The organism is Agathobaculum faecis (genome assembly GCF_014287995.1).
Classification (GTDB): Bacteria; Bacillota; Clostridia; order Oscillospirales; family Butyricicoccaceae; genus Agathobaculum; species Agathobaculum ammoniilyticum.
In genome coordinates, this window is record NZ_JACOPL010000001.1 from 279,047 (window position 1) to 301,938 (window position 22,892).

The window sequence follows — 22,892 nt, forward strand, 5'->3', positions numbered from 1 at the left end:
ACCTTTTCCTTTCTTTACTGGGTGCGCAGCGCGTCAACCGGCTGCAGGTTGGATGCCTTGTTGGCCGGATACAGGCCGAATATAATGCCGAGCAATGCAGAGAACAGGAACGCCCCCAGAATCAGACCAATCGACGGCAGTACCGTAAAGTGCTCGATCGATGGTAGATAGGTGTTCTGCGCCATCTGCCGCGCGACCATGAAATTGCCCAATATGGCCGACAGGAAACAGCCGACGATAATACCGATCACGCCGCCGCAACAGGATACGACAGCCGCCTCCACCAGAAACTGACCGATAATATCGCGTTTCCGCGCACCGATCGCCATACGAATACCGATTTCGCGCGTGCGCTCCGTAACAGAAACCAGCATGATATTCATAATGCCGATGCCGCCGACCAGAAGCGAAATGCCCGCCACACCGCCGCCAAGCAGCGCGAGCAGGTTGGAAGACGCCTCCTGCTGCTCCTGATACTGGCTGTCTGAGTAGGCGGAAAAGGATTCGCACCGGCTCTGCATATACTCCGGAAGCAGCGTTTCGGTAAGCTCTGCGATATCCTCGGTGGCGGCTGCTTTGATAATATAATTTTTGCTGTCGAAATAGCTTGTACTCATCATGGAGCTTTGCAGGGTATATGGCATAACCAGCATCTGATCCTGCGTATTGAGCTTGCCGCTGAATTTCCCCTTGTACACACCGACGATTTCAAAGCTTTTGCCACCGATACGCAGTTCCTGACCAATCGGACTCATAGCACCGAAAAAGTATTTGCGTAGCGTTTCGCCAATAACGCAGACCTTTGCGCGGTTATCGCAATCCGCTTTGGACAGGTCGCGTCCGGCTGAAATTGTGAGGTTACTCACCTCTCCGTAATGCTCGTTGCCGAAATACATATTAGTCCAGCCGTTGTTATCGGAATCGTTGGAAAGCTTTTTCGTCCGGTATTGGACGCCGTCGCTCTGCCAGTCATAGTATTGGATCTGCGGCGACCAGGCGGAAACCTTGTCCGCCAGCTCGGTATCCAGATATTCCTCGAAATCCTTCCAGTCCTTGCTGCGTCCGCCGTAACCGAATACATCGATACGGTTGACACCCATTGCTTCGTATTGCAGGCGCTGCAACTTACTCGTACCCTGAATGGAGGACACGATTGCGATGACCGAGGCCACGCCGATAATGATGCCCAGCATGGTCAGGATAGAGCGGACCTTATTGTTCAGGATGGACTTGAACGCCATGCGTACGGTTTGGAGCCAGTTCATTCGTCAAGCCCTCCCCTTCCCGCTTCGTCGGAAATGATGCGGCCGTCCTGAATCGTTACGATCCGCCGCGCCATCTGCGCCAAATGGTTATCGTGCGTGATAAGGATAATGGACGTACCCTGCTCGTTGAGCGCGGTAAGCTTCTGCATGATATCCAGACCGGAGGCGGAATCCAGATTGCCGGTTGGCTCGTCCGCCATGATGATCGGCGGCTTTGCCGCAACAGCCCGCGCAATCGCAACACGCTGCTGCTGGCCGCCGGACATTTCCCCCGGACGGTGTGACATGCGTTTTTCCAGCCCTACCGATGTCAGCGCATCCACCGCGAGCTGGTGTCGCTCCTCCCGTCCAAGGCCGCGGTAGATCAGCGGCAGCTCCACGTTTTCCAGCGCTGTCAACGCGGGAATCAGGTTGAAGCCCTGGAAAATGAATCCGATCTCACGGTTGCGGATACCGGAAAGTACAGAGGGCTTCATGTCGCTGACCGCCTGGCCGTTCAGGTAATAGGTCCCATAGGTCGGAATATCCAGGCAGCCCAGAATATTCATCAGCGTGGATTTTCCCGAGCCGGACTGCCCAAGGATGCAAAGGAACTCCCCCCACGGCACGGTCAGGGATATATTATCAAGCGCACGTACTTCGTTCTCCTTGCCTTCATTATAAATCTTGCTCATCTGCCGCACATCGATCAGCAGGTCGGAAGAATAATCCGTCTGCTGCTCGGCAATGGGCGGTTTGTTCTTTCCAAACATCGCGCCCTCCTTTAGCCTACGGCTACGCCCATACCCATTTCAGCGTACAGGTCCTGCGGGCCGGACAGATACACCGTCGTCCCTTCCTCGATCCCCCACAGGATCTCGGTATTGGAGGAATCGGAAATACCCGTTTCAACCGGAACGAGCTGGAATTCGGGCGGGATGCCCTCCGTCCCCTCCGGAATAGGCAGCGTTTCGCTGAACGGAATCTCCTCGCCGTTTTCATCAACCAGCGGCTTGGCAAAAACCGCTGCGCCTTCTTCGGCGTATACGATCGCGGAGGATGGGACCATCAGACAATCTGAGGAGGATGCGGTCGTGATCTGATATTCCACGCCCATGCCGATGGAAATGGACTGTCCCTCAATCGGATCAATGGCAATTACAGCGGGGAACGTCGCCATGCTGCCCTGGCCGCCATTGTTGTTCTGAGTCGGTTCCAGCGCGATCGACTCCACGGTACCGGTCAGCGTCAGCGTGCCGTCGTTTGTATACATGGTCATCACCGCGGGCTGGCCGGGCTGTACGGCGGAAACGTCGGTGGACATGATATCCGCGTTTACAATGATATCGTTCAGGTCCGCGACCACGACGAGCGGCTCGGTGCCGCCGACATCCTGCTCCGTATACGCGTTCAGGCTGACGACCACGCCGTCGATCGGCGATTTGATGGTGGAATCCGCGATCAGCTTTTTCAGCTCCGTGATCCGCTCCTGCTTTGCCTGGACCTGCTTCTGCGCGTTTGTCACGCCGTTGCGTGCGGTCACCACGGTATTCTGCGCATTTTTCAGTTCGTCCTGTGCGCTGTCGCTCGTCAAGGTCATAATCGTGGCGCCGCTGCTGTAGCTGTAGTAATCCAGACCATTGAGCGTTTTGATCTCACCGCCGGTCTGCACGGTCACCGCTTCCTCGCGGCTGTATTCCAGCGTTCCGGATTCGGCCGGATAAACCTCTCCCGCGGAGCTGGTGGATATCGTCGCGGTCGCCATCATGTCCTTGGTGAGCGTTCCGGGATTATCCATGGAAATGACGACACGGAACAGCTTGACGCCTTCTGCAGAAACCTTCTGCGCGCTTTCGACCGCGGAAACCGTACCCGAGACCGAACTCATCGCGGACGGAACAGAAACCGTCGCAGTCTGTCCGCTTTTGATATCGTTCGCATACGCCGCGCTGAAATACAGCGAAAGCTTCATTTTGCTGTCGTCGACCATATAGCCGACGATCTCCCCTTCGCTGAGCTGCTGCCCGACATGGTAGGTCGTGCTTTTACCCTCCGAGTCAGTGACCGGAATAATCTTTCCGGTAAACGGCGCGGTGATTGCCAGCTTGCCGATCCGCTTCTGGGCCGTGCTGACCGCGTTCTGCGCCTTGGTCACCTCGGCCTGCGCATCAGTGACACCACGGCGTGCGTCTGCCAGCTCATCCTCTGCAGTTTCCAGCTCCTTGCGGGTTTCGGTCGGGTTGACGACAACAAGCTTGTCCCCTTTTTTGACCTCATCCCCTACCTCTACCAGAACCTCGCTGACCGTTCCCTTCAAATCTCTGCCAAGCTCCTCGCGCTTTTTGGCGGCGGTGCTACCGCTTCCCTCTATGTAGGTTTCCAGCATGCCCCGGCTGGCGGTCGCTGTTTGCGTAACCGTTTCCTCCGTCCCCGCATTGCGGGACTTCAGAACAAGGAAGATGCCCAGTGCGATCAGAAGCACCACCACCGCAACGCCGATGCCAATGCGCATGCCTTTGTTGAGCCTGCTCTTTTTCTGATTCATTTTATCGGCATATTTGTTGCGTTTCGGCATGCCCGACGCCTCGCTGTCAGCCCCCGCGCTTCCCCCCTGCGCGGAAACCGTGGATACGTTGGAGCCGCTTTTGGCGACGTGTGCGCCGCCTTTCTGGACCGGCATGTTCTGCTGCTTTTTTTCTTCGCTCATACTCGTATTCCTTTCTGTTCTCTATCCTGATGGGCATTAACCGTACCAGGCCGGTTATTGGTACGCTTCACTATACCGTGTCCCGCACGGGATTGTCAACCGATTCAACCAAACTGTAATAAAAATGCGCGCTTATCTCCCGAAAAAGGCACGAAAAAAAACATGCACCTTTTCAGGCAGGCCGTCCAAGTCGCCGTCATTCTGGAAAACACCATCGTAGGAATATTCCAGTACGCCGTCATCCGAACGGTTTCCCAAAGCGCCGCGCGCCTGCTCCAAGGCAGGGCGCCGCACCAGAATTGTGGAGCAGCTTTCCCCAACAGCCGACCGGAATCGGTCGATTTCCTCCGGCTCCCGAATATGGACAAACAGGATTTGGGCGTCTCCCTGCAGAAAGCGGTGGTACCGCTCCATACAATAGGAGAACGGCAGATCGTTGAATTCCGTGCATACCTCTTTTAAGCGGGACAGGAAGCGGCGCGCTTCCGGCGTTTTCCGTCCGTCCCATCCGGCCGCGTACGCGACATCCAGGATCGGAGTGATTGACGAGATGTTTTCCGCTTTCCAAAATCGGGCCGCCGCCACGCAGACAGTGTCTTTCCCAACGCCTCCGCTGCCATTGATGACAAAAACATGCTTGTCCAACAAACTCCCTCCAAGGTGTCGATATTCATACGGATTTATCATAACACAATATATAGCGATTGGCAAGGCTTCTGCCCTGCCTTATAAGGGGTTTGACAGAAAAAGCGCGCCCTCTCCTGAGGGCGCGCTTTTTCCAACATGACTTACAGGATAATGCAGATCAAACCGCCTGCGCTTTCGTTAATGATTTTTTCCAGCGTTTCCCGTATTTTCCCGCGTGCATCATCCGGCATGCGGCTGAGCTTATGCGATAATTCCTCCCGCACCAGCTCGTTGAGGGATTTCCCGAAAATATTGGTGTCCCAGATTTTTTCCGGCTGCTCTTCAAATTCACTGAGCAGATAATGCACCAATTCTTCGGACTGTTTCTCCGTTCCTACGATTGGGTTGACCTCGGCTTTGATATTGGCGCGCATCAGATGGATCGAGGGGGCGGACGCACGCAGACGGACGCCGTACCGCCCTCCCTGCCGGACGATCTCCGGTGCCTCCAGGGAAAGCTCGTCAACCGACGGCATGACAATTCCATAGCCGGTCTGATATACCTGATCCAGCGCACCTCGCAGACGCTCATACTGCTGCTTGACCTTGGAGAAATCATCGAGTACGGAAATCAGGTCGGCCGCATCCCCAATATGGATACCGGTCTGTTCCCCAACGATACTGTAGAACACGCTTTCCGGAATATCCACCTTAAGGCGCGCCGCGCCGGTACCCAACGCGAGCTGGTCGATATCCACCCTTCCGATATAATCATTTTCCGCAATCGCCCCGCACATGGCGCGGACATCGCGCATCCTCTGTCCTGCACGCGCCGAGGAGCGGATGGAGCGGTAAACGCTGGATTGTACGGGGTGTCCGTCAGGCAGGGCGCCGATATATCTCGGCAGAACAAATCCGATCTCTTTCACCGGAAATTCATACAGCACCTGCTGCAGGATATCCGCGATCCCCTTGTCGTCCAGTTCCATGCAGTTGACTGCGACCGGTTCAACCTGGTACCGCTCCCTGAGCGTACTGCAGACTGTCTGCGCTGTTTCACCGCGCGGGTCAGCGGAATTCACCAAAACGACAAACGGCTTGCCCATCTGGGTCAGCTCCTCGATCACCCGCCGCTCAGCCGGTTCATAGCTTTCCCTCGGTATCTCTGTAAAGCTTCCGTCGGTCGTAACGACAAGGCCGATCGTCGAATGCTCTCCGATCACCTTATGCGTGCCGACCTCGGCCGCCTCAGCCAGCGTCATCGCTTCCTCCCGCCACGGTGTGGATACCATGCGCGGCGCGTCGTCCTCCATGCTGCCCAGCGCGCCATCGACCAGATAACCGACGCAGTCTACCAGGCGGACCCGACAGGAGCCTCCGTCCGGAAGGGCGATCTCCGCCGCCTCCTCCGGAACGAATTTCGGTTCCGCGGTCATGATCGTCCGTCCGGTACCCGATTGCGGCAGTTCATCGCGCGCGCGTTCGCGTTTATAGACGTTATCCATGCCCGGCAGGACCATGGTCTCCATAAAACGCTTAATCAGCGTCGATTTGCCGGTGCGTACCGGTCCGACCACGCCGATATAAATATCGCCGCCGGTGCGGGCGCTGATTTGATTATAAATTTGATTTTCCATAATATCCCTGCCTTTCAAGCCTGTATCGGAATCAGGAGCATGGTTTTCGACGCGCTGACCGCATCCGGCGGTAAATCATTTGCCCGTCGGATTGCTTCCATGGTCGTGCCGCAGCTTTTGGCTACTTCCCAAAGCGCCTGCTCCTGATCGATGTAACGCAGCACCAATGTAACACCATCGTTGTTTTTTGGGGCTTCACTTTCCTCTAATGCGGTGATATTGCGGAACACGCAGCGCTCCTCCAGCGCTGCCATACCGGATACCGCCACTGATAGAAGCAGTCCGGTTTCGCCTGCTGCTGCGGCGCGGGCATTCAGTTCGATCTGGGACAGCTCGCCCATAGCGGTACAGGAGGCGGTCAAGGGCAGCGTGCGCTGCAACGCAGAAAGCTGCTGTTCATCGTTCAGATATAAAACCTGCACCGCCACCGTGAGCTGCAGCGTATTGGTCGTGGTATTTCTCTTCGCCCCGCAGCAGACAGCGCCGGCGTGTATGATATGGGACACATGCTGCGCGGTCTGCAGTGTTTCATTCACCTCCGCGGCAAACGGCGTCAGCGGCGGCATAGAATGGAGCGCCGCCTTTTCCTCTTGGATCTGCAACGTTTTCCCAGGGATATACATGTCGTCGATCTGCTGGATGCTTTTGGTGCCGCGCACCGTGAAAGCGGCCTCCGCCGATATCGTATACGAAAGCAGCCCATCCGACTCCAAACGGCAGTCGACCTCGTGCGCCGCCAAACGGACCGATACCGGATCGCTCTCTTCCAGGTCTGGGATCTCCAATATCTGCGTAAACGGCGTGCTGTTTGAAAGCACGCGAACCGCATCATCCTCCTGCAGCGCAAGGCATTGCAGGACTGCCTCGCCTTTCAGCACAACTTTCCCACGCATCGCGCGGCATTCCGTGCTTTTCAGCGTGCAGGCCGTATGCAGGAGCTGTAGGTCGTTCGCATCCTGCAGCGTCACGTCTTCCAAAATCGTAATCGGGCAGCTATGCGCCTGCTGTACAACGGTAACTGTATGGGGCGTGCGCAGCATCTGTATCTGCGGCAGCTCAACGCCCTCTGTAACCTGACAATCAGCCTTGCAATAGCATTCCACCTCAAAGCAGAGCTGAGCGCTGACGTTCAGTTTCCGGCTGTTGACCGGCACTGCGTCCACCGCCGCAACACGGCACGATACATAACAGACGGCATCCGCATCCAGCCCGTCACACTCCTCTATATAGGCAAAGCTGATGGGAACGGACAGCCTGCGCAGCCCTTCCGCGTTTTCCGGCTGGTACAATATGGTCGTCTGCACGGCACCGGAAATCAGCAGACGTCCGTTCTGCGGTGTGCGGTCCTTGACCGCTGCCGTTCCATACGCGCAAATGACCCTTCCGATGTCCGGAAAGGTATCCGGAACGATCGAGTCGGAAGACTCGGTGCAGGAGGAAATCCCTGCAAGCCTTTTGTCATAGTAGCAGATGCTTGTTTGATTCAGTTCCATTGATGCTGCCTCCTTTGTTTCACTGCTGCTCCTGTTTAACGATATGTTCCCTTTTTGCTGAATATGAAAAAAGCAGAGGCTTTTCTGCCTCTGCTTTTCCCTCATGTAATATGGAACAGCTTGCAAAGAATACCGCGCAGATATTTCGGGCTTTTCCAAATGACCACTTTCATGCCTCCACCTCCCCAGTTATCAGCATTGAAACAAAAACACGCCTGCCGCGATCAATGCGAGCGCCAGCAGCCACAGCAGCAGGCCGGACGGACATATGCTGCCGACAAGCAGGCCAAGTCCCAAACTGATCAACGCCAAACCGATCGCTTGCCCACGGCAGAACATTGCACATCACGCTCCTGTCATCAGTATAAGCAGCGTATCCGGAGATGGTGACAAAAAAGGGACCGCCAGCCGGCGGTCCCTCTGTTATTTTGTTGTGCTGCCAAAGCCTCCGGTGCGTTCTCCGTCCGCGTCATCGTCTTCGGTTATGCCGAAAGGCAGGAAAATCCCCTGTGCGAACCCTTCTCCCCCCACGATGGAGAGCGTCTTCCCCTGTCGGTTGGAATTGGTCATTTTGATAAAGATATGTCCTTCATTTTTTGCCGTGAAGTAATCGCTGTCAATGATTCCCACCGTATTATCCATCTGCAGGCGGTATTTGAACCCCAGGCCCGAACGGGGATAGATTTGCAGGACCCATCCTTCCGCGATTTCCGCGCGGATACCGGTGGGGATTTTTATGGTTTCATGCGGCACGAGCGAAAAGGCTTCGGGCGCAAAGAAATCATACCCCGCAGAGCCTACGGTCGCGCGGCGCGGCAGACGGATTTTCTGGTAGACCATTCTTGCCTCGGATACCGAACAGCCGGTTTCTGCGCACCAGTCATCGATAAATTGTTTCTCCGATACCTTGTGAAATTTCGCGATTTTCTGCATATCTGCTCGTTCTTCCTCTCTATGTGTTTTCTTTCAGCAAAGCGGGAACACGCTGCGTCAGCGACCGCCGTACATCGATCAACCGCTGATTGGCGCTTCCTCGCCAATGGAGCTGCGGATCCGCCCGCTCCTGCACAAAGCGTCCGTCCACGACAACATCTACCGCGTCCAAAAATGGCAGGTTCTCGATTTCCTCCCACTGATAGCCCGTATACAGCCAGATGGTTTTTTTCGGAAAACGCCGCCGGATCTCGCGGCACAGCGCCCCCACCGTATCACGGTTCACCGGAAAAAGCGGATCGCCGCCCGAAAAAGTGGCGCCCGAAACATAATCCTTTTCCAACTCGGCAAACAGCTCGTTTTTTGCCGCCTGATCGAACGGAATGCCTCCCTGCGCGTCCCACGTCACCGGATTATGGCAGCCGGGGCATGCATGGCCGCAGCCAGCGACCCACAGCACGACGCGCAGGCCCTCTCCATTGAGCATATCGTCCTTTGTGATGTTGTGGTAGCGCATTACATGCTTTTCCTTTCCGCGATCTCCGCCATTTTTGCGTCGTTCAGGCGGGTGTCGCCCTTGACGCGTGAATAGGAAAGATATCCGTTCATACGGTCGATCTTGGTCAGGTTGCGGCTGCCGCACTTGGGGCATACATCCATCGCCAGCTCCTCGTGTCCGCAGTCGTCGCAGTAGGACAGGGACAGGTTGACGCCTTCATAATATCCCAGACGCATCGCGCGGCGCACCAGTGTGCGGATAGCCTCCAGATTATAATCGATCGGGTATTTTACATACTGGATCTTGCCGCCGTTGCACAGGTTCCAGAAGCGTCCCTCCAAGTCCTGTTTTTCGATCGGGGTCAGTTCTTCGGTCACATGGCAGTGGAAGCTGTTGGACACATAAGGCCGATCGGACACCCCTTCGATTATACCATACTTTTTCCGAAATTGCTCTACCTGAAGTCCGCAAAGGCTTTCGGCGGGCGTTCCGTAAATCGCGTAGAGGTTTCCGTCCTCCTCCTTGAACTGATTGACCCTCCGGTTGATGTATTCCAGGGTTTCGAGCGCAAAAGCGCCGTCCTCCACTAGGGATTTTCCGTTATACAGCTCCTGCAGCTCATTGAGCGCGGTGATACCGAACGAGGCAGTCGCGGTTTTCATGATGGGCTTGATCTTGTCCGACGGCTTGAGATGGCCGCCATAAAAGCCGCCCTCGCAGTAGGCCAGCGGGTTGGTGGAGGCGCGCATCTCCCCCAGGTACGCATATGTGCGGATATGCAGCTTACGGATCAGTTCGAGATAGTAGTCCAGCACCTCATGGAATGGGCGATTCTCCTGCTGCGCTCTGGCGTAAATCATCGGCAAATGCAGTGATACCGCGCCGATATTCCAACGGCCGATGAATACCGGCTTATCCTCTTCATCCGCCGGCTTCATGCCGCCGCGCTCATACCACGGGGAAAGGAAAGCGCGGCACCCCATCGGGCTGACGATTGCGCCGTATTTTTGATACATGCTGGGAACATACCCTTCCCCCGAAAGCGAGAGCCAGTCCGGATACATGGCCTTGGAGGAGCATAATATCCCCGCCTCAAACACATCCTCCAGCGGTTTGTCGGGGCCGTGCAGCTCCTCATCGTAAAGAAAAACGATTTTAGGGAACAGCACCGGCTTTTTCTGCCCCTTTTTTCCCTGCCCTTTCCGGCGGACATGCAGCATTGTGATCGAAGCGAGCTTAGCAAACCGGCCCGTACCGGTACCCATGGTCATCGTGATGAACGGATAGTCGCCGCGACTGGAGGCCACCGTGTTGAATTTGTACTCCCAGCCCTGGAACCCCTGTTCGAAATCATTCAGTATATCCGCCATGACCTCTTTTTCGACTGCATCCGCAGCCAGCCCCAAGCGGCTGTATTTTTCAGTCAGCAGGTTGTAGCTGCGTTCCGCGTACGGTTCCAGCAAAAGATCGACCGAGGGTACGGTAAAGCCGCCATATTGCTGACTGGCAGCGGACAGCACGATGTCCCCGATCACATCGAACGCCACGTTGAGCGTTTTCGGTTCGTTATACCACAGGTTTCCCATTTCAAAGCCGCCTTTGAGTACATGTTCTACGTCAAACAGGCAGCAGTTCATCGTATCGCGGCGCGCGGACATATCGTGAATATAAATATAACCGTCTCGGCAGGCCTGCAGCTCCTCCGTATTCATGAAAAACTTCTGGTACAGCTCCTTATTGAGCTGGTTGAAAATCAGGCTGCGCTTGGTGGAGACCAGCGCGGAATCCGTATTGGAGTTCTCCTTGTCCCCGATATACATGATGGACTGGCTCTTCTGATACACACTATCCAGCATGCCGACAAAGTCCTGCTTGTAGTTGCGGTAATCGCGATAGCTTTTGGCGACTTCCGGCCGCACGGCCTCCAGCGCAGCCTCCACAATATTGTGCATCTGCCAAATCTGCACCTCTGTCATGCCGTGATCTCGGATGTATCCTTCCACATGGCCGCAGATCGCTTTGAGCTCATCCTCCGTGAAGGTATACAGCACACGGTTTGCCGATTTATTAACGGCAATAACAACCTTTTGTATATTGAATGCTTCTTTGGTGTGATCCTTTTTGATAACGCGTACCATCATTTTTCCTCACTCATATTATTTAGTAGCAAAAATAATTATAGCATACCATATATAGTAGGAAAAGAGGTACACAGCCAAAAATATTCCACAAAAACAGCCGGCTGAATTTGACGGTTTTTGTCATGGTTCAGGTCACCCTTTCCGCGGAAAGCTGAGCGTCGCCAACAGCCCCGGCTGGGTATTGACAAACCGCGCCTTGCCTCCGTGTGCGCGGGTGATCTGGCGCACCAGCACAATCCCAAGGCCGTGCTGCGGCAGCTGCTCCCCAGCGGGGCGCCGCATCTGCGCCAGTGCCGCCTGCGGAAGACCGGCACCGTTATCGGCAACCGAGACCGACCAGGACTGCGCAGAAACGGAAAGGGACAGCTTGATATGAACGCTTCCAGTGTTGTGAAAGACGCTGTTGCGCAATAAATTATCCACCGCACGCCGGAGCAGCGTTTCGTCTCCTGTCACCGTCAAGGCGCCGGCCTCGGATGGGATATCCACCTCCAGCGATACCCGATCGTCTGACAGCATATTGAGCAGTTCGGCCGCCGCTGCGCGTAGCATCGCCGCTGGCCGAAAACTTCCCTGGTGCAGTGGTTGCAGCTCGTATTCCAGTTTGGAGGCCAGGTTCAGATCGCTCACCAGGCGACCAATCCGCTGGCTCTGTTCACGGATGATGCGCGCTTTGCGCCGCGCCTCCTCCGGCAGCACTCCGCTGCTTTCCAACTGCGCCGCATTCCCCTGTACCAGGGACAACGGGGTGCGGATATCGTGCGAAACGCCTGCGATCCACTCGGTACGTGTCCGGTCGCGCTTCTGCAGCATCGTCCGCTGCGTGGAAAGCTGGCGGGAGACCCGATTCAAGTCGGCGGAAAGCTGTCCCAGCACACCTCGTTCAGCAAGCTGCGTTCCCTCCCCCTTTGCCAGCGCGCCGATGCCCTCCGCAAGCGGCGCGGCGGCGCGGTACATGCGCCAACCAAGCAGCAACGCAAGCGCTAGCGCGACCAGCAGGTTCAGCGCCAGTACGCTGGGCGCCCATACCGACAATTGCTCGATCGTATAGGCGGAGGCCCGCATCAGGTATTTCCACTCGCTGCCCGGCTCACTGGCAAGTACCAGCAATCCATCCTCATCCGACCAAACATAAACCGGATAATCCTTCAGGTACCAGCGGGAAAAGGAGGCAATCTCTCCCGCCGTATACTGCCGGGGCAGGTTTTCCGGCATGCGGTCGCTCCAAACAACAGCGCCACTGTCGTCAAGTTGCATTGCCCAAGCATAACGCTCCTCCATTGCCCGACGCGCTTCTGCGGAAACAGCAAAGCATCCGTCCGTCTGACGCTCAATCCCGTCAGCGATGACCTCGACGCGGTCCTCCGGTCTGGGTTTCTCATCCGAACAATGCAAAATGAAGCCCAGCATCACACCTAGATTCAAGATCAACAAAAACAGCCCCACGCCGATTGCCGCGCCTACATACCGTCCGAGTATCCTGCCAAGACCCTTCATTGCCTATCCTCCCGTGTGAGCTTGTACCCAAGGCCGCGCACCGTCAGCAGCCAGCGCGGCTTGGAGGGATTATCTTCAATTTTTTCCCGCAGCCGGCGGATATGCACCATAAGCGTATTTTCGTATCCAAAATTTTCCTCGTCCCACACGGCGCGGCACAGCGCGTCTATGGTAACAATATTGCCCCGATTATCCGCGAGCTTGCGCAACAGCGCGTATTCCTTTGCGGTCAGCGGCGTGGAGTTCGCGTCACGAAGCACCAGCCCGCTGCCCCAATCCACAACCGTTTCCCCCAGCGATAGACACTCCCCCGCATTTTGCAGATTTGCGGCATAGGAACGCCGGAGCACCGCGGTCAGCCGCAGCACCAGTTCCTGCGGAAGAAAAGGCTTGGCGATATAATCATCCGCCCCTAAACCGAGTCCGTGCAGACGATCCGCATCCGCATCGCGTGCGGAAAGGAACAGAATAGGGATATCTCTTTCCTGCCGCAGCTCCTGCAGCAGCGAAAAGCCATCGCCGTCCGGCAGCATCACATCCAGCAGGATCGCCTCCGGCCTGATATCGCCCACCGCCCGCCGCGCCTCCGTACAGCTTTGCGCGGTATATACCGCGAGGAAGCCCGCCTGCATTAAAATCTCCTTTATCATATTGCAGAGCGCCGCCTCGTCATCCACAATTAATATTTTGCAGCTATAAATATCCCGCATATTGCATCACCCCAGCTATGATAACACATATTTCGGTCTATTTGTAAAAAAGTAAGGTAATTGTAAGGTAGGCTTCATCTAATTGTAATCTTCTCATCGTATCATTGTAATATAACAAAAAGAGAAATGGAGTGTTCCCCTATGACGCAAAATCTGGTTGAAACAAAAGGGCTTTGTAAGAGCTATGGCGGTGCGCTGCGCGTCAAGGACCTGCACATGCAGGTGCCAGAGGGCGCGATATACGGCTTTCTCGGCCCCAACGGCGCCGGAAAGTCCACCACCTTGAAAATGATCCTCGGCCTGGCGCATCCTACCGGCGGCGAAATAGACGTATTCGGCAAACGGATGAATGCGAAAAACCGACTGGATATCTTAAAGGATATTGGTTCCCTGATCGAATCCCCTTCTTATTATGGCCATTTGACCGGCGAGGAAAATCTGAAGATCCTGCAGACGCTGCGGAAGGTTCCGGAACAGAATATTCGCGAGGCGCTCGAAATCGTTCGCCTGACCAGCCAAAAGGACAAGCAGGTCGCACATTACTCCCTCGGTATGAAGCAGCGGCTCGGATTGGCCGCCGCACTGCTTGCGCATCCCCGCCTGCTGATACTCGACGAGCCAACCAACGGTCTGGATCCTGCGGGGATTCAGGAAATGCGTGAGCTGATCTGCGACCTGCCGCGCCGCTTTGGCATGACCGTGCTGGTATCCAGCCACCTGCTCAGCGAGATCGATCAGATGGCGACCCATGTGGGTGTAATTGCGGATGGCGCCCTAGTCTACCAAAATACGATCGACCGTCTCCACGAGAAAAGCGAACATCATCTGGCGCTTCGTACGCTTAACAACCCGCTGGCGCAGGCGATCCTGACCCATGACGGCGTAATTAATGACTTGGACGCCGACGAGATTATTCTGCCGCCGCTGGAAAACGAAGAAGTCGCGCACTGCGTCGCCCTGCTGACTGACAGCGGGATTGGCGTGCTCCGTATTGAAGAACGCCGCAAAAACCTGGAGGATATTTTCCTGGAACTGACGGAGGGGGCGGCAAGCTTATGAAAGCGCTCAAAATGGAGTTTTTCAAATGCAGGCGCCGCCGGATATGGCTCCCTCTGCTGGTTATGCTGGCGGCGCAGCTCGCCTGGGGGCTGTACAGCCTCCGCGCGCTGTCGGAGCGGGAGCTGCAGCAGGGCTGGGCGATGATCCTATATAATTTCCCCATGCTCAACGCAATGATGACGCCTGTAATCGCGGCCGTGGTTGCCTCCCGTCTGGCTGATATTGAGCATAAGGGGCAAACCCTCAAGCTGCTTGAAACCGTGCAGCCAACCGGTTCGCTGTTCGACGCGAAGCTGATCTGCGGTGCTGCATACATGACCGGTTTTCTCGCCGTGCAAATGGCGGTCGTCCTGCTGTTCGGCATCTGCAGCGGTTTTGCCGGAAACCCACCGGTGACAAAGCTGACGGAATATTTTTTCTCCAGTTTGGTCACAACCCTGGCGATCCTGCTCTTACAGCTTGTCCTGTCTTTGCAGATCCAAAATCAGATGATCGGCATGATCGTCGGGCTGATCGGCTCGTTTATCGGACTGTTCTCCCTGTTTTTCCCGCCCAGCTTTCAAAAGGCTTTCGTATGGGCGTATTACGCGCTCCTGTATAACACCGGCATGGCGTGGGACGCATCGACCCGTATCTCAGACTATTACTTCATCGATTTCAATCTCAGCGGCTTTCTTTGCCTGATCGCATATTTTCTGGTGATTTATGGGGTTGGCCGCGTGCTTTTTATCCGGAAGGAGGTCTAAACCATGCTGTTACGCACAATCTATGCAGAATTTTGCAAGCTGCATCACTCGTTTATCTGGCTCGCGCTTATCATTCTCCCCATCGTGTCCGCAGGATTGGGTACGGCGAATTATTTGAATAACCTGGGTCTGCTCACGGACCAATGGTATTCGCTCTGGACACAGCACGCCCTGTTTTACTGCGCGCTGTTCGCTCCTGCCCTGACCGGCGTCTACTGCGCTTACGTCTGCCGTCTGGAACACCTCAACCGCAACTGGAACACCGTGATGACCCAGCCGATCCCTATCAGCGTCATGCTGGTTTCCAAGCTTTCCGTCGTATCCTTTTTGACGCTGCTCACGCAACTTTTCATCGGTATACTGTTCCTGATTAGCGGTAAGCTTGCAGGGCTGACCGCCCCTGTTCCATTTGCGCTTGTCTACTGGGTATTCCGCGGCTGGTGGGCGCTCACGGTGCAGGCGGCGCTGCTGCTTTGCGTTGCGCTGGTCATCCGGTCGTTTGCCGTTCCCGTTGCCGCAGGCATCCTTGGTGGATTTTGCGGATTACCCGCGCTGGTCAAAGGCTTCGGCGTGTACTTTCCTTTTTCTCTGCTCAGTCTTGGGATGTGTTCCCACCATCCGACCGAGCCAATGGACTGCAGTGCGGCGGCATTCCTTATCAGCTCGTGCTTTTACCTGCTCCTGGGTCTTACTGCCAGCCTGCTTTGGCTGAAAAAAAGAGATATCAAAACAACATAAAAAGGAAGCGCGGCACGCCGCGCTTCCTTTTCCCTTATTTACAAAGAAAAGCCGTTTCTGAAGAAACGGCTTTTATGGTGGACATTGACGGGTTCGAACCGCCGACCTTCCGCACGTCAAGCGGATGCTCTTCCAGCTGAGCTAAATGTCCATAGAAAGGACGGTAAGCGTACCGTCCGTATTCGCTTGTGCAATCAGTTCTTGCAGCGCTCGAGATACTCGCCTGTACGGGTATCAATCTTGATGCGTTCGCCCTGTTCGATGAACAGCGGAACCTGCACCGTAGCGCCGGTTTCAACCACTGCGGGCTTGAGCGTATTGGTTGCCGTGTTTCCCTTGAAGCCCGGATCGGTTTCGGTGATCTCTAACTCGACGAACAGCGGGGCTTCTACCGCAAACACGCTGCCTTTATAAGAGCAAACCTTGACATTTTCATTTTCCTTGACAAAACGAAAATCATCACCGAGCGTGTCCTTACCAATCGGGATCTGCTCGTAGGTTTCATTATCCATGAAGTAGTAAAGGTCGCCCTCGTTATAGAGATACTGCATATCGCGGCGCTCTACATATGCGGTTTCATATTTATCAGTCGGATTGAAAGAACGCTCGGTGACAGCGCCGGTGATCACGTTCTTCATCTTGACGCGAACAAAAGCAGCACCCTTGCCCGGCTTTACATGCTGGAACTCGATAACCTGCTGCACCTGACCGTCCATTTCAAAAGTAACGCCATTACGAAATTCGCCTGCGGTCATAATCGGTATTCCTCCAAAGAAAAAATCCTCGTTTTGCTGTCCTCACGAACAGCGCTTATTTATATTACCCCAATTTTCCCGTTTTGGCAAGAGGATTTTTCAATTTTTATTAAAATTTTTTTCACCCCACAAAACAGGCAAACGGCGCCGTTTATGAAACGGCGCCGCGCAGGCCCTATTCCCTTATATGTCGTGGCAGGTTCAGCAGCAGCAACCGCAGTTGTTTCCGCAGTTGTTCATATCGCTGTATCCATTATTGTTCTGGCAGCAGCAGATCCAGATCAGGATGACCACGATAATGATCCACCACCAGTTGTTTTCGCCCCAAAGAGAATTAGAAGAACACATAAGTTATTTCCTCCTATCAAAGATTTCACTTCATACTATGGAGGAAGCAGCGCGTTGGTTACACGGCGTCAGAAATTTTTCCCAGCAGTCCGTCCCGAAACAGCCCCCGCACCTCTACGGCTACCGGCGTATTCTTGCAAATCCCTCCCCCCTCTATATAGATAGGAAAGCCATATTGTCCATGCGACATCCAGCGTCCGCCCACACAGTGTTCCGGCAGGACCTCCAGCGTTTTCCCCACAAACCGTCCAAGGTATTTCTCTGTGAGCGCAGCCGCAGCCTTTTTAGCACGCGCGGCTCGTTCCGCCTTCACCGCTTTCGGCAGCTGCCCGTCCATTCGGGCGGCGCGCGTCTTTTCGCGGATCGAAAACGGGAACACATGTACTGCGGAAAACGCGCATTTTTCCAAAAACGCAAGCGTTTGTGCGAACTCCTCTTCGGTCTCCCTGGGAAAACCAACGATCAGGTCGGTAGTCACCGAGCAGTCCGGAAAATATTTTTTCAGCAGTTGTACTTTATCATAATACGCTTCCGTTGTGTATTTCCTTCCCATACGCTGCAGTACACTGTCGCACCCGCTTTGCAGGGACAAGTGAAAATGGCGTGCAAGGTTGGAAAATCCTGCTGACCGCTCGCAAAACTCCCTGTCAACAATGCGTGGGTCGAGAGAACCCAAGCGGAAACGCATCGCGGGATTGGCGGCCAGAAGCCGGCACAGCAGATCGGTCAGGGACACCGGCGGAACCAGGTCGCGGCCATAAGAGGCGATCTCGATCCCTGTCAGGACGATTTCATGCACGCCCTCCCGCAAAAGGCGGGCGGCTTCCTGCAGAGCCTGCTCCGGCACCATGGAGCGTACCCTGCCGCGAGCATAGGGAATAATGCAGTAGGCGCAGAAATTGTCGCAGCCGTCTTCGATCTTCAGCAAGGCCCGTGTGCGCCCATCCGGCACACCGGCAGGCAGATATTCAAAGCAGCCCTGTCCGTCCCGTTCCTCTCCTGCCGGCGGCAAATGGAGAACCGCATTTTCACACAGGCCGATCACCGCGGCTCGGTCGCGCGTGCCGCATATGATATCGACCTCCTCTGTTTTTCGGATGCGCTCCGGATCGATCTGCGCAAAACAGCCGCACGCGGCAATCACGGCATGCGGATTTTCCTTGCGCAGCTTATGAAAAGCACGGATATTTTTGTGGTCCGATACCGAGGTGACCGTGCAGGTGTTAACAATGACAGCGTCAGCACCATTTTCCACAATTTCATGCCCACGTTCTTGTGCAAGCTGCTGTAACGCTTGCGTCTCAAACAGATTTACTTTGCAGCCCAACGTAAAAAAAGCAAATTTCATACAGCACTCCTACTGGGTAAATTGGTATATTTTTTCTGTATTATAGCATAAAATCGGTCACTTTTCCAAGGAAACTTAAATTTAATTTGACAAATCCAGGCATACATGATATACTGTTTCCGTAATGTAACCTGAGACTGTAATCACTTTGTAACTATTAAGGAGTGCATATCTATGCCTACCACCGCCAAGAAGAACGATCTTCTGGAATATAAAGGCCATCCGCTGATGCGCAAGGAGAATATCATTTACTATGGTTCCATGAGCGACTCTCACATCATTATGATGCAGATCTTGGATGCCGGCGAGGTCAAAGGGCTTCCTGTCGCAAAGCGCGTTTCCGTACAGCTCCAGCAGACAAACCCCAATGTCCGCATGAAAGAGCGTATTGTGAAAAAAACCGAAAAAGATAGCCTGTGGGCGGCGATGGATATCGCCTCGATTTGGCTCGGACGTGCGCTCAACAGCAAGTAAAAGCCGAAGCATGGTAAAACGAAGGAGCTTATCCATGAATTCACCAAAAAAACTGATTCGGATCGCTGTCTCGGCCGCTTTAGCGGCTTCAATGCTTCTGCCGAACGCTTTCGCATTGTATCCCGCAAAGGTCAAGGCGGACGCCCTGTATCTCCGTGAGGCCCCTGAGGGAAACATTATTGCAACCCTGCCGCAGGATACGGTGCTTGCCGTGGTCAACAACAGCAACAGTTGGTTCAAGGTCGTTGTAAATGGCCGCGAGGGTTATGTCAGTGGCGAATACCTGACCGGTACGCTGACCAGCGACTTTAATTTAGGGACCGGCCATATCGTCTGCGATACGACCGTCAACCTCCGCGAACAGCCCAACACCTCCTCCTCGGTTCTTGCCTCCCTGTCCAACAGTACCGCCGTTTCTGTGACTGGCGTATACCAGGGATGGTATAAGGTGTCCTGTAATGGCAAAAACGGATACGTCCATCCGGATTACATAACGTTTGCCGCAGTGCAGACGCCGGCTCCGGCAGAGAACAAGGCTCCGGTCACCCCAGATTCCAACGTTGTTTCCTATACCGGAACAAGTGAAGCGCGGGCTGAGGTTCTGGAATACGCAGCCCAGTTCCTCGGGACGCCCTATGTTTACGGCGGAAGTTCTCCCAGCGGTTTTGACTGCTCCGGCTTTACCTCCTATGTATTTAACAATACGGTAGGATCCATCCCCCGGGTGGCGCAGTCCCAGTTTAACGCCACAACGCATGTTTCCCGTGAGGAGCTGTTGCCCGGCGATCTGGTGTTCTTTGGGAGCAGCGCTTCTTCCATCAGCCATGTCGGCATCTATGTGGGAGACGATACGTTTATCCACTCCCCCCACACAGGCGATGTGGTAAAGTATGAATCTCTCTCCGGTAACTATGCGTCCCGTTTCCAGGGCGGCGGACGAGTGATTTTCGATTGATCAAAAGCCTTTCGCTGTATACAGCGAAAGGCTTTTTCTATGCCTCCAGGGAAATGGCTCCATCCGCAAAACGGATTGCTTTCGGTTCTATCCCCCATGTCATGAGCTGACGGTTCAGGCTGTCCGCTATTTGCTCGGATATCTTTGCTGCGGTTTCCTCTGGTAAAACAATCCCGGCAATTTCCATCGTGGCGCAGTCCAGCTTTATACTGCCTGATTCCGCGGATATATTCCAAACGCTATACACCTTGCAGGGGTCTGGCAGAAACAATACCGCCGTTCTCATCCCCCCTGTTGCAAGCCCGCTGTCCACCAGGCTCTGCTTCTGCACGGACGCCCCCAGGGATACGATTCCATCCTTGCTGATTTTTGCAGTGATGCCGTCCGGTGAAAACGGAAGCGCCTGCACGATCATCGTACACAGGTCATCCTCGCTGAGCTGCATTTTCATCTGGAGATCCTCCTCTTCTTCTGTTTGCGGCGCCGGAGCCGGATTTTCCGGCTCCTTTGTCTCTATTTGATCGGCAGGGTGACCAAGCAGCATCCTGCCGATCATCAGCAGGCACAGCAGCATGCAGACACCCAATATCAGCGTATATACGAAACTGCGTTCCTCATCCATAAGGTGTTCCCGCCTCTTTTCATTCTGTCGTTACCGAATTATATGCATATACACCGCAGCATATGAAAAAAACCTGCTGGGAGCATCCCAGCAGGTTTTTCCATTTTACTCAGTTGCAGCACTTAGAGGAATTCTTATTCCCGCAGCCGCAGCTTCCGCAGGCGTTGCCGCCGCCGACATTGCCGGTCATGCAGTCCGAAAACTCCTGCTTGGGCGGGAAGAATTCATCGATCGGGAACTCAAAGTTCGCAAAGATCGCACACGGATCCTGCGCTTCACCAGCACCGCTGTTCGAGCAATCGCGGCGCGGCAGGCAGATATCGTAAGCCGGCATCAGCAGTTGGATATCACGTTCCAGACGAATGATCGAGAACTGGCCCAGCGTAATGAACAGCTGGTAGCCATCGGTACCCAGAACAAGATCGTCGCCCTGGAAGCAGCCGCCGATCGCGCGCGGCACTTCGTTCAATGCACAGCAGCAGCAGTTGCAGGAAACCTCCGGCGCTACGACGCGGGCGTCCAGCAGGATCGGGTCAACAACCTCCACCACCGCGGTCGGTTTGTTGCTGTCCGGACAGAGCTGGACATCCATGCCATCCTCTACAAAACGGGACGAGAAAATGCGTGCGCCGCCCTCGCCGCCGAACAGAACAACGCGCTTATCAAAGACGGACAGACCATCGATGATGCGGGGGCGTCCGACCAGGCAGCTGACTTCGCACTCGATCTTATAGAAGAATCGAATATCAATCGTGTAGAACCCGCGGTTGAACTGCACCTTCTCCACATCGATCTTGACGCAAAGCAGCTCTGCGGAACGCGGCTTCACCGATACGATGCCGCCGGAATTAAGCAGTTCCTGCGCATCGCGGCACAGATATACCCGAATATCGCGCAGGCATTCCTTGCTGCGGCAGGAATCATAAACTTTACTGGTGTGAACACAAACCGCCTCACGGATACCGCCGGCAACGTTATTATTACCATTGCCGCAGATCGGGCCGGGGCAGCAGACTTTATCAGCCATGTATATTACCTCCAAATAGTGATTGAAGAGACTTCAATACCAGTCTATTCAAAGGTACGCCGTGTGTTACTGCACCAAATCCTCGTCTGTGACAAAGAACTCCTGATCCATATCCATGCAGCGGCGGTCCAGCTCGGAGGTCGTGCCAAGCCGCCGCCGCACAGCGTCATATTCCTGCCTTGCCCTGGGATTCTCTTTCCCTGTGCGTACCGCGCGTATCAGCAGGTTTTTCGGCGTATCGAGCGGCGAAATATATTCAACCACAGAAACGCGGTAGCCCTCCGCCTCCAGTTTGAGCGCGCGCATACTATCGGTCAAAACATCGTTGAATCGTGCTTTGAATACCCCGTGTTTGGTCAGGGGGGCGAGGTCGGGCAGACGGTACTGATCCAGCAATTCCTTGTGGCAGCACGGCACACAGGCAATATATCTTGCCCGCGCGCGTATCGCGGTCGCCAATGCAAGGTCGGTCGCGATATCGCACGCATGCAGTGAAATCACCGCCGTTACATTCTTCGGCGGCTGGTAGGCTCTCAGATCCGCGCACTGGAATACCATATTATGATAACCGAGCCGCTTTGCCATTGCCCTGCTTTCTTCAATAACATGCTCATTAATGTCAACGCCGATCACGCGGCACCGCCGCCGCAGCACATTGTGCAGGTAATAATTCATCACAAAGCTGAGATAAGATTTTCCGCAGGCGCAGTCCAGAAGGACGATTTCCTCCCCGTCGTCTTTTTCGAACATGGGGGCAACCAGTTCAACATAGTGGTCTATCTGGTTATATTTACGGATCATATCGTTTTTGAGCTTTCCGTCTGCTGTGAGGATGCCTATTTCCCGTAAAAGCGGCGCTGCATGGTCAACGCGGATCAAATACTGCCGACCGCTGTCCAGCAGGGGATTCGCCGCAGTCGCCTGCTCTTCGGTTGTCGCTTCCCGCTCCGCCTGCTTCATCTGTACGCCGCGCGCGTCTACCGTCAGCGACACGACGGTACCGCGTTCGGTGTAGGACAAACGTGCTTCGTCGAATTTCTCCGCCTGCTGGGAGAAAAAAGCACAGAAAGCCACGGAGTCGACCGCCGTCTCCGTCCCTTGGAAGCGGAGCGTATAGCCTGTCTCCGCCCGTGCCAGGCTGGCGTCAAATTTCTTTTTCCCAGATAGGAATATGCAGTCTGCCCGCACAAAGTAATCCCTGTTTTTTGTCAGCCGCGCCGCAATACCGGTCAATAACAGCTTCAGCTTGGCCTGATCGCCTTTTTGCATACTATTCGCACCTCTTGCCCGCCCTGGCCGGCGGTGTTTTCCATTGTTTTAATATAACATATC

At 54.8% G+C, this 22,892-nt stretch carries 23 protein-coding genes and 1 tRNA gene; 5 read left to right on the forward strand and 19 right to left on the reverse strand.

Annotated elements, in window-relative coordinates:
- Positions 1-14: 14 nt before the first annotated feature.
- The 12 genes from H8S45_RS01350 to H8S45_RS01405 all read right to left on the reverse strand — a co-directional run bounded on the left by H8S45_RS01350 (position 15) and on the right by H8S45_RS01405 (position 13,488).
- Positions 15-1,265 carry an ABC transporter permease gene (locus tag H8S45_RS01350; RefSeq protein ID WP_054325968.1) on the reverse strand — a complete coding sequence of 417 codons (1,251 nt, stop codon included), beginning with the start codon at positions 1,263-1,265 and terminating at the stop codon, positions 15-17.
- A complete protein-coding gene (locus H8S45_RS01355; RefSeq protein WP_054325969.1) occupies positions 1,262-2,017 on the reverse strand; it encodes an ABC transporter ATP-binding protein in 756 nt (251 codons plus the stop codon). The genes H8S45_RS01350 and H8S45_RS01355 overlap by 4 nt, the downstream gene beginning before the upstream one ends.
- 11 nt (positions 2,018-2,028) lie before the next feature.
- A complete protein-coding gene (locus tag H8S45_RS01360; protein ID WP_147573692.1) occupies positions 2,029-3,951 on the reverse strand; it encodes an HlyD family efflux transporter periplasmic adaptor subunit in 1,923 nt (640 codons plus the stop codon).
- Positions 3,952-4,083: 132 nt separating this feature from the next.
- A complete protein-coding gene (locus H8S45_RS01365) occupies positions 4,084-4,596 on the reverse strand; it encodes a hypothetical protein (protein WP_147573693.1) in 513 nt (170 codons plus the stop codon).
- A 143-nt stretch (positions 4,597-4,739) separates the two neighbouring features.
- Positions 4,740-6,215 carry a stage IV sporulation protein A gene (gene spoIVA / locus H8S45_RS01370; RefSeq protein ID WP_147573694.1) on the reverse strand — a complete coding sequence of 492 codons (1,476 nt, stop codon included), beginning with the start codon at positions 6,213-6,215 and terminating at the stop codon, positions 4,740-4,742.
- 14 nt (positions 6,216-6,229) lie between these two features.
- Complete coding sequence (locus tag H8S45_RS01375; protein ID WP_054325972.1) at positions 6,230-7,708, reverse strand: DUF3794 domain-containing protein; 1,479 nt, start codon at positions 7,706-7,708, stop codon at positions 6,230-6,232.
- Positions 7,709-7,900: 192 nt separating this feature from the next.
- Positions 7,901-8,047, reverse strand: coding sequence for a hypothetical protein (locus H8S45_RS01380; RefSeq protein WP_162838357.1), 147 nt, complete (start codon positions 8,045-8,047; stop codon positions 7,901-7,903).
- A gap of 84 nt (positions 8,048-8,131) precedes the next feature.
- A complete protein-coding gene (locus tag H8S45_RS01385) occupies positions 8,132-8,641 on the reverse strand; it encodes a dCTP deaminase/dUTPase family protein (protein WP_054325973.1) in 510 nt (169 codons plus the stop codon).
- 19 nt (positions 8,642-8,660) lie between these two features.
- On the reverse strand, positions 8,661-9,158 hold the full coding sequence (gene nrdG / locus H8S45_RS01390; protein ID WP_147573696.1) for an anaerobic ribonucleoside-triphosphate reductase activating protein: 498 nt from the start codon (positions 9,156-9,158) through the stop codon (positions 8,661-8,663).
- Positions 9,158-11,281 carry an anaerobic ribonucleoside-triphosphate reductase gene (gene nrdD / locus H8S45_RS01395; RefSeq protein ID WP_054325974.1) on the reverse strand — a complete coding sequence of 708 codons (2,124 nt, stop codon included), beginning with the start codon at positions 11,279-11,281 and terminating at the stop codon, positions 9,158-9,160. Before nrdD ends, nrdG begins: the two co-directional genes overlap by 1 nt.
- A gap of 132 nt (positions 11,282-11,413) precedes the next feature.
- The gene (locus H8S45_RS01400; protein WP_054325975.1) at positions 11,414-12,778 is read right to left on the reverse strand and encodes a sensor histidine kinase; all 1,365 of its coding nucleotides are present in this window, start codon (positions 12,776-12,778) and stop codon (positions 11,414-11,416) included.
- A complete protein-coding gene (locus H8S45_RS01405) occupies positions 12,775-13,488 on the reverse strand; it encodes a response regulator transcription factor (protein WP_054325976.1) in 714 nt (237 codons plus the stop codon). Before H8S45_RS01405 ends, H8S45_RS01400 begins: the two co-directional genes overlap by 4 nt.
- Positions 13,489-13,629: 141 nt before the next feature.
- Here H8S45_RS01405 and H8S45_RS01410 point away from each other — a divergent pair, with 141 nt between their 5' ends.
- The 3 genes from H8S45_RS01410 to H8S45_RS01420 are packed head-to-tail and all read left to right on the forward strand — an operon-like array spanning position 13,630 to position 16,031.
- Positions 13,630-14,547, forward strand: a complete 918-nt coding sequence (locus H8S45_RS01410) for an ATP-binding cassette domain-containing protein (protein WP_054325977.1) — start codon at positions 13,630-13,632, stop codon at positions 14,545-14,547.
- A complete protein-coding gene (locus H8S45_RS01415) occupies positions 14,544-15,293 on the forward strand; it encodes an ABC transporter permease (protein ID WP_054325978.1) in 750 nt (249 codons plus the stop codon). Before H8S45_RS01410 ends, H8S45_RS01415 begins: the two co-directional genes overlap by 4 nt.
- 3 nt (positions 15,294-15,296) lie before the next feature.
- Positions 15,297-16,031, forward strand: coding sequence for an ABC transporter permease (locus H8S45_RS01420; protein ID WP_147573697.1), 735 nt, complete (start codon positions 15,297-15,299; stop codon positions 16,029-16,031).
- 75 nt (positions 16,032-16,106) lie between these two features.
- On the opposite strand, the gene H8S45_RS01425 is transcribed toward H8S45_RS01420, so the two are convergent.
- From H8S45_RS01425 to mtaB, 4 genes are all read right to left on the reverse strand, one after another.
- A tRNA-Val gene (locus H8S45_RS01425) sits at positions 16,107-16,182 on the reverse strand.
- A 43-nt stretch (positions 16,183-16,225) separates the two neighbouring features.
- Positions 16,226-16,789: an elongation factor P gene (efp, locus tag H8S45_RS01430; RefSeq protein WP_054325979.1), complete on the reverse strand. Its 564-nt coding sequence runs from the start codon at positions 16,787-16,789 to the stop codon at positions 16,226-16,228.
- Between the two features lie 198 nt (positions 16,790-16,987).
- Positions 16,988-17,134 (reverse strand): hypothetical protein, encoded by a 147-nt coding sequence (locus tag H8S45_RS01435; RefSeq protein ID WP_162838358.1) that lies wholly within the window; start codon positions 17,132-17,134, stop codon positions 16,988-16,990.
- A 58-nt stretch (positions 17,135-17,192) separates the two neighbouring features.
- The gene (gene mtaB, locus H8S45_RS01440) at positions 17,193-18,482 is read right to left on the reverse strand and encodes a tRNA (N(6)-L-threonylcarbamoyladenosine(37)-C(2))-methylthiotransferase MtaB (protein WP_147573698.1); all 1,290 of its coding nucleotides are present in this window, start codon (positions 18,480-18,482) and stop codon (positions 17,193-17,195) included.
- A gap of 174 nt (positions 18,483-18,656) precedes the next feature.
- Between mtaB and H8S45_RS01445 the strand changes: the two genes are divergently transcribed.
- Both H8S45_RS01445 and H8S45_RS01450 read left to right on the forward strand, forming a co-directional pair.
- The gene (locus H8S45_RS01445) at positions 18,657-18,956 is read left to right on the forward strand and encodes a hypothetical protein (RefSeq protein WP_054325982.1); all 300 of its coding nucleotides are present in this window, start codon (positions 18,657-18,659) and stop codon (positions 18,954-18,956) included.
- Positions 18,957-18,990: 34 nt separating this feature from the next.
- Positions 18,991-19,911, forward strand: coding sequence for a C40 family peptidase (locus H8S45_RS01450; RefSeq protein WP_159068019.1), 921 nt, complete (start codon positions 18,991-18,993; stop codon positions 19,909-19,911).
- Positions 19,912-19,948: 37 nt separating this feature from the next.
- On the opposite strand, the gene H8S45_RS01455 is transcribed toward H8S45_RS01450, so the two are convergent.
- From H8S45_RS01455 to H8S45_RS01465, 3 genes are all read right to left on the reverse strand, one after another.
- On the reverse strand, positions 19,949-20,533 hold the full coding sequence (locus H8S45_RS01455; protein WP_054325984.1) for a hypothetical protein: 585 nt from the start codon (positions 20,531-20,533) through the stop codon (positions 19,949-19,951).
- Positions 20,534-20,642: 109 nt separating this feature from the next.
- Positions 20,643-21,560 (reverse strand): hypothetical protein, encoded by a 918-nt coding sequence (locus tag H8S45_RS01460; RefSeq protein ID WP_174887839.1) that lies wholly within the window; start codon positions 21,558-21,560, stop codon positions 20,643-20,645.
- A gap of 66 nt (positions 21,561-21,626) precedes the next feature.
- The gene (locus H8S45_RS01465) at positions 21,627-22,829 is read right to left on the reverse strand and encodes a class I SAM-dependent methyltransferase (protein ID WP_054325985.1); all 1,203 of its coding nucleotides are present in this window, start codon (positions 22,827-22,829) and stop codon (positions 21,627-21,629) included.
- Positions 22,830-22,892 lie beyond the last annotated feature (63 nt).

Coding starts and splice junctions, on each gene's coding strand:
- H8S45_RS01350 (WP_054325968.1), bottom strand. CDS start 1,265: ATGAACTGGCTCCAAACCGTACGCATGGCGTTCAAGTCCATCCTGAAC.
- H8S45_RS01355 (WP_054325969.1), bottom strand. CDS start 2,017: ATGTTTGGAAAGAACAAACCGCCCATTGCCGAGCAGCAGACGGATTAT.
- H8S45_RS01360 (WP_147573692.1), bottom strand. CDS start 3,951: ATGAGCGAAGAAAAAAAGCAGCAGAACATGCCGGTCCAGAAAGGCGGC.
- spoIVA (WP_147573694.1), bottom strand. CDS start 6,215: ATGGAAAATCAAATTTATAATCAAATCAGCGCCCGCACCGGCGGCGAT.
- H8S45_RS01375 (WP_054325972.1), bottom strand. CDS start 7,708: ATGGAACTGAATCAAACAAGCATCTGCTACTATGACAAAAGGCTTGCA.
- H8S45_RS01380 (WP_162838357.1), bottom strand. CDS start 8,047: ATGTTCTGCCGTGGGCAAGCGATCGGTTTGGCGTTGATCAGTTTGGGA.
- H8S45_RS01385 (WP_054325973.1), bottom strand. CDS start 8,641: ATGCAGAAAATCGCGAAATTTCACAAGGTATCGGAGAAACAATTTATC.
- nrdG (WP_147573696.1), bottom strand. CDS start 9,158: ATGCGCTACCACAACATCACAAAGGACGATATGCTCAATGGAGAGGGC.
- nrdD (WP_054325974.1), bottom strand. CDS start 11,281: ATGATGGTACGCGTTATCAAAAAGGATCACACCAAAGAAGCATTCAAT.
- H8S45_RS01400 (WP_054325975.1), bottom strand. CDS start 12,778: ATGAAGGGTCTTGGCAGGATACTCGGACGGTATGTAGGCGCGGCAATC.
- H8S45_RS01405 (WP_054325976.1), bottom strand. CDS start 13,488: ATGCGGGATATTTATAGCTGCAAAATATTAATTGTGGATGACGAGGCG.
- H8S45_RS01410 (WP_054325977.1), top strand. CDS start 13,630: ATGACGCAAAATCTGGTTGAAACAAAAGGGCTTTGTAAGAGCTATGGC.
- H8S45_RS01415 (WP_054325978.1), top strand. CDS start 14,544: ATGAAAGCGCTCAAAATGGAGTTTTTCAAATGCAGGCGCCGCCGGATA.
- H8S45_RS01420 (WP_147573697.1), top strand. CDS start 15,297: ATGCTGTTACGCACAATCTATGCAGAATTTTGCAAGCTGCATCACTCG.
- H8S45_RS01435 (WP_162838358.1), bottom strand. CDS start 17,134: ATGTGTTCTTCTAATTCTCTTTGGGGCGAAAACAACTGGTGGTGGATC.
- mtaB (WP_147573698.1), bottom strand. CDS start 18,482: ATGAAATTTGCTTTTTTTACGTTGGGCTGCAAAGTAAATCTGTTTGAG.
- H8S45_RS01445 (WP_054325982.1), top strand. CDS start 18,657: ATGCCTACCACCGCCAAGAAGAACGATCTTCTGGAATATAAAGGCCAT.
- H8S45_RS01450 (WP_159068019.1), top strand. CDS start 18,991: ATGAATTCACCAAAAAAACTGATTCGGATCGCTGTCTCGGCCGCTTTA.
- H8S45_RS01455 (WP_054325984.1), bottom strand. CDS start 20,533: ATGGATGAGGAACGCAGTTTCGTATATACGCTGATATTGGGTGTCTGC.
- H8S45_RS01460 (WP_174887839.1), bottom strand. CDS start 21,560: ATGGCTGATAAAGTCTGCTGCCCCGGCCCGATCTGCGGCAATGGTAAT.
- H8S45_RS01465 (WP_054325985.1), bottom strand. CDS start 22,829: ATGCAAAAAGGCGATCAGGCCAAGCTGAAGCTGTTATTGACCGGTATT.